This is a genomic window from Nitrobacter sp. 62-13 (assembly GCF_001896955.1).
In the GTDB taxonomy this organism is placed as follows: domain Bacteria; phylum Pseudomonadota; class Alphaproteobacteria; order Rhizobiales; family Xanthobacteraceae; genus Nitrobacter.
Genome location: NZ_MKRN01000131.1, coordinates 1 through 5,905 on the forward strand (window position 1 = coordinate 1; position 5,905 = coordinate 5,905).

The 5,905-nt window shown below is 65.9% G+C and carries 4 protein-coding genes and 1 pseudogene; 2 read left to right on the forward strand and 3 right to left on the reverse strand.

The genetic code is table 11. The features are described 5' to 3' along the window. Positions 1–514: fructose-bisphosphatase class II (locus BGN91_RS10055; protein ID WP_292612744.1), on the forward strand; the 514-nt coding region annotated here is incomplete at its 5' end. A gap of 64 nt (positions 515–578) precedes the next feature. Next, the gene (gene recJ, locus BGN91_RS10060) at positions 579–2,420 is read left to right on the forward strand and encodes a single-stranded-DNA-specific exonuclease RecJ (protein ID WP_292612746.1); all 1,842 of its coding nucleotides are present in this window, start codon (positions 579–581) and stop codon (positions 2,418–2,420) included. 177 nt (positions 2,421–2,597) lie between these two features. Here recJ and BGN91_RS10065 read toward each other — a convergent pair whose 3' ends face one another. From BGN91_RS10065 to BGN91_RS10075, 3 genes and pseudogenes are all read right to left on the reverse strand, one after another. After that, complete coding sequence (locus BGN91_RS10065) at positions 2,598–3,821, reverse strand: lytic murein transglycosylase (protein ID WP_292612747.1); 1,224 nt, start codon at positions 3,819–3,821, stop codon at positions 2,598–2,600. Between the two features lie 69 nt (positions 3,822–3,890). Next, the gene (locus tag BGN91_RS10070) at positions 3,891–5,588 is read right to left on the reverse strand and encodes a M23 family peptidase (protein ID WP_292612748.1); all 1,698 of its coding nucleotides are present in this window, start codon (positions 5,586–5,588) and stop codon (positions 3,891–3,893) included. Between the two features lie 135 nt (positions 5,589–5,723). Then, positions 5,724–5,905: pseudogene (locus BGN91_RS10075) on the reverse strand (elongation factor P); the annotation flags it as partial.

The following is a 5,905-nucleotide window of genomic DNA, read 5'->3' on the forward strand; positions in this document are numbered from 1 at the left end:
CGCCATCCTGCTCGACCGCCCGCGTCATGCCGCCATCCTGCTCGACCGCCCGCGTCATGCCGCGAAGATCGCCGCGCTGCGCAAGGTCGGCGCAGCGGTGAGCCTGATCAGCGACGGCGACGTCGCCGGCGTCATCCACACCGCGGAGCCGCGAACCGGAATCGATATCTACCTGGGCAGCGGCGGCGCGCCCGAGGGCGTGCTGTCCGCGGCGGCGCTGCGCTGCATCGGCGGCCAGATGCAGACCCGCCTCATCATCGACAATGAAGCCTTGCGCGAGCGGACCCTGCAGATGGGGATCAAGGACCCCAAAAAGAAATATGAGATCGGCGACATGGTGAAAGGCGATTGCGTGTTCGCCGCGACCGGCGTCACATCGGGCTCGCTGCTCTCGGGTGTCCGGTTCGGCAAGGACGTGATCAAGACCGATACGGTGGTGATGCGCTCGGTGACGGGCACCGTGCGCCGCATCAAGGCCGAGCACCGCCAGTTGGATAAATTTCACCTGGATTGACGTCAATCTTCGCGCGACGCCGTGTGCCCGGCGCGATAATGTCTCGCAAGGCGCGGACGACATCATGACCTTGCCAGCCACCGCATTGCCGGTCGAAGCGCCTGACGCCTTTCTCGGCGTCTCGCATTCGGTGACCGGGCGTCTGTGGCGCGACCGCCTCGATGCGCGGGGCGCGGCGCGTGCGCTGGCGATCGCCCAGCGGCATCAGTTGCCGGAAATGCTGGCGCGGGTGATCGCGGGCCGCGACGTCGAGATCGATGCGGTCGCGGATTTTCTCGATCCCACCATTCGCCGGCTGATGCCCGATCCCTTCACCGTGACGCAGATGGAGGCGGCAGCAAAACGACTCGCAGACGCAGCGACGCGCGGCGAGACGGTCGCGATCTTCGGCGACTATGACGTCGACGGCGCGACCTCGGCGGCGCTGCTCGCCTGGCATCTGCGCCATTGCGGCCTCACACCGCTGATCCATATCCCGGACCGGATTTTCGAGGGCTACGGCCCGAACGTCGACGCGATCAACGCGCTCGCGGCAAAAGGCGCGACGCTGCTGGTGACGGTCGATTGCGGCACCACGAGCATCGAGCCGCTGGCGGTCGCAAGGCAACAGGGCATGTCGGTGGTCGTGATCGATCATCATCAGTGCGGCGACGATCTGCCGGATGTGGACGCGCTGGTGAACCCGAACCGCCCGGACGATCTCTCGGGCCTCGGGCATCTCGCCGCTGTCGGCCTTGTCCTGGTGACGCTGGTTGCGTTGAACCGCGAACTGCGGCAGCGCGGCTTCTGGACGCCGGAGCGGCCGGAGCCCGATCTCCTGAACATGCTGCATCACGTCGCGCTCGGTACCGTCGCCGATGTCGCGCCGCTGACCGGCCTCAACCGCGCCTTCGTGGCGAAGGGGCTGATCGCGCTGCGCCGCCGCGATCACATCGGTCATACCGCGCTGATGGATGTCGCGCGGCTGAACGGCCCGCCGGAAGCCTGGCATCTCGGTTTCATGCTGGGACCGCGCATCAATGCCGGCGGCCGCATCGGGCGTGCTGACCTGGGCGTGCGGCTGCTGCTCGAAGGCGACGTCTCGGAAGCGGCGCGGATCGCCGCCGAACTCGATCGCCTCAATACCGAGCGCCGCGTCATCGAGCAGGCGGCCGAGGCGCAAGCGGAGGCGGAGGCGCTGGCCTCGCTCGGTCTCGAGGACAAGGGCTCGGTCATCGTCACGGCGTCCGAGGGCTGGCATCCCGGCGTGGTCGGTCTCGTCGCGTCGCGGCTGAAGGACAAGTTCGGCCGACCCGCTTTCGTGGTCGCGCTGGAGCCCGGCGGCATCGGGACCGGATCGGGCCGCTCCATCGGCGGCGTCGATCTCGGCAGGGCGGTGCGGCAGGCGGTCGGCGACGGTGTGCTGCTCAAGGGCGGCGGTCACGCCATGGCGGCGGGGATCACGCTGCGCAAGGAACGGCTGGCGGAATTCCGCGCCTACATGGAGAAGGCGCTTGCCGCCGATGTGGCGCGGTCGCGTCACGTCAACGAACTGTTCATCGACGGCGCGGTCAGCGCGCGAGCGGTGGCGCCTGAATTCGTGGCCATGCTCAATCGCGCGGGGCCGTTCGGCGCGGGTAATCCCGAGCCGGTGGTGGCGCTGCCGTCGCACCAGTTGATCCATGCCGACGAGGTCGGGCAGGCGCACCTTCGGCTGCGATTCAAGTCCGGCGACGGGGCGATCGTCAACGGCATCGCATTCCGCGCGGTCGGCCAGCCGCTCGGCAACGCGCTGGCGCAACTGCGCGGGCAACCGCTGCATGTGGCTGGGTCACTGGCGGTAGATCGCTGGCAGGGCGCGGAGCGCGTGCAGTTGCGCGTGTGTGATGTCGCAGTGCCCGATCCGGGACCGGCGGTTATCCGGTAAGCCTCACCTAGAATGTGATCTGCTCAAGGTGAACCATGCTGCGCATGCCCCGTCATGCCCGCACTTGTTGCGGGCATCCACGTCTTAGCTAGCTAGCATCGGCTCTATAAGAAAGACGTGGATGGCCGGGACGAAGCCCGGCCATGACGTGTTGAAATGCTTCATCGCCAACCCGCTCTACAATCCCTGCCTCAGCTTTGCCAGCACTTGCAGCCCGGCATAGCCGTCCGGCGGCAAGCCGACGCGGGTCTGGAAATCCTTCACCGCCTTCATGGTGTCGTTGCCGACGCGGCCGTCGGTGCCGCCGGTGTCGAAACCGGCCTTGGTCAGGCGCGTCTGCACCTCCTGCACTTCGGCGAGCGTGAGCGCGCGTTCCGATCCGGGGAAGGGTTGGATGAAGGGCGGCGCGCCGAGGATGCGATCACCGAGATGACAGATCGCAAGCGCATAGTTCATCGACGGGTTGTAGCTGCGCACCGCGTAGAAATTCGGTCCCAGCAGGAACGCCGGGCCGCCCGGTTCGGGAATCCAGAGCTTGGCCGAGGCATTCGGTTGCGGAAACGCCTTGCCGTCGGCGCGATGCACGCCGGCCGCCGACCACGCGGCATAGCTGCGATTGCCGCTCGCGCCGCCGGGCGCGCGCACTTCATATCCCCAATGCTCGCCGCGATGATATTTGCCGCGGTTGATGAGATAACGCGCGGTCGAGCCCAGCGCGTCGTCGGGCTTGCCGAACGGCGAGACCCGGCCGTCACGATCATAGTCGATGCCGACGTTAAGCCAGACCTCGGGCATCCATTGCGTATGCCCCATCGCGCCGGCCCACGAGCCGCGCATCTCCTCGGGCGTGCTCCAGCCTTTGTTCACGATGCGCAGCGCGTTGATCAGTTCGGTTTCCCAATACGCGCGCCGACGCGGTTCGTTCCATGCGAGCGCCGCCAGCGAGGGGAATACCGGCCGCATGTGATTCTTCTGCACCAGCGGATCGCCGAACGCGGACTCGACGCCCCACAATGCGAGCAGCGTGCCCCGCTCGACGCCGAAATCGCGCTCGATCCGCGAAAACAGCGCCTCGTTCTTTCGCAGCGCCTCCTTGCCGGCGATGATGCGCCAGTCCGAGACGCGGCGGTTGATGTATTGCCAGGTCTTCTCGTGAAACTCCGGCTGGTTGCGCATCTGCTTGAACACGCTCATGTCCGGCTCGATCCGGCCCATGCAGCGATTCCATGTCGCCTCCGAGATGCCTTTGGCTAGCGCGCGGGCACGAAACCTGTCGCGCCACTGCTCAAAGCCTTGCGGCGTCGCTGCGAGAGCCGGGAATGGCGCGAGCATCGCCGCCGCGCCGAGACATTGCAGCGCGCCGCGCCGGCTGATCCGGATTCGAGAATCGAAAGTTTTCATGCGGCGAGCTTAACGGAGAGGGGCGTCCGGCGGCAAAGGTTCATTGCGTCGCGGGAACTCGACCCTTTCTCAATCGTCCTCGCCCTCGGCAGGCTGCCCGGGATGAACGGGATCCTGCGGCTTCGCCCCTGGCGGACCGGCTTCGGCTTCAGTGGCGATCTCGCGGCCGCGCCCGCCGATCAGGCGCTCATAGGCCGAGATCAGCGTGACGTAAGGGTTGACCCAGATCCAGCCTTCGCGCGTGAACACCTGTACGTCGAAGTGCAGATGCGCGGTGGTGCCGCCCGGGTGACCCATGTAGTTCGACACCAAACCGATCTTTTCGCCTTCGCTGACGTGGCGATCGTCGAGCATGCCGCTTTTGTCCAGTTGCGCTGGATTCATGTGCATGTAGCGAAAGCGTGCGTGCTCGTTGCGGGTGTTGACCAGCAACGTCACGCTTTGCTGCTTCGGCGAACGGATGATGACGCCGTCGCGCACGGCCACAACCGCGTACCGGTTCGGGATGCAGCGGTCGGCGCGCTTGTTGCGGAGCGTGCATGTCGCCGGACGCAGGTCCTGTCCCTGATGCCCCGATCCCGCAGGGCATTGTCCGACGTTGAAATCACGAGCCTCGCAGAAATTGTCCTGCCAGGGATAGGAGTAGTTTTCAGGAGCGGATTCGTCGAACGCCAGCGGCTTGCTGCTCGACTTGCAACGATAGCGGTCGCCTTTGTCGGATGGCGGGGGAACGCGACCGCGATGAAAGCAGTCGCCCCGGTTCAGGAACGATTGCGAGTTCGCGTAAGCCGGCGCCTGCTCGATCGGAAACCGGATTTGCGAATAGGCGGTCGTGTCGGCTCGGCCGCTCTGGCCGCGATAGCCGCTGTTCGCGATGATGTCGCCCGGAGGACGGTAGGTGAAATCGGGCGAGGAGGTTGCCGGGCGCGGCATCGCGCCGGGTGCGATATTCATGCGGGATTGCGCCGGCCTCCCGCCCGCGATGCGCAACGCTTTCAGAAAACGCTCGCCCACCACGGACGCCTCGCGGCATGCCAGCCGGTTTTTGCGCGGCGCGCTGTCGAGGCAATGGATCGAAACCACATAGGGGACGTCGAACCGCGTGAAGGCGTAGCGCACGTAGCCTTCGAGGATGATGCGCCGGAGGTCGGGAAACTGCGCCGCCAGCGCGCTCACGGATTCGCCTTTTACTCCCGAGGGATCGTCGATGTCGTAGGTGAGGATCGAGCCTGTGATCTGGACTTCGACGGGTCTTTTGTAGGTCAGTTGCGGCATGCCATCGGCCGCGCCGGGCGCCAATGCGAACTTCGCGTCATAGCCGGCCGGGCCGGCATCGAACATCTTTTCCTGAAATCCGTCCTGATAACGGGCGAGCGGCGGGCGAGCCGTCGCGTCGGTCGTGCGCTCGCTGAGATACATGCCGGTATCGAACGGCAGCAGCACCGGCACCGGACTCTGGTTGATGCGCGTAAAAAGCGGCAGCGTCGCCGCGTTGAGCTGCATCAGCGCCGGCATGGTGCGCGGATCGGACAACGGCAAGTGACGCAGCGCATTGAAGGTGAAGCGGTCGGCGACGGCAGGTCGATCCTCGATCTCCGACTTGAGCTGGTCGAGAACGGTGCGCCACTCCACGCGAACGGTCGAAATTCCGGGCGTTTTGAAGTCGCCGGCGGCAGCACTGCCGATCGTGACTGCGAGCAGCAGCCATGCCGCCGCGGCGCGTCCGACGAACCGGATAGGACTGCTGCCGCGAACCGTCAGTCTCACATCCGTGCCCCGCTTCCCGTCGCCGCTTCGTTTATAGCGTTTTCGAGCGAAGTGGATACCGGTTCGCGTGAAGAAAACGCGTCAAACATTAAAACATAGAGCTTCGCTTCTGATTCCATCAGAAGCGGAAAGGCTCTAGTCCTTGGCGCGTTCGACGTAGGAGCCGTCTTCCGTCATGACCACGATGCGGGTGCCGACGCTGACGTGGGGCGGCACGCCGGTGCGGACGCCGTTCGACAGCACCGCGGGCTTGTAGGACGAGGATGCGGTCTGCCCCTTGGTGACGGGTTCGGTCTCCACGACCTCGAGCGTCACCC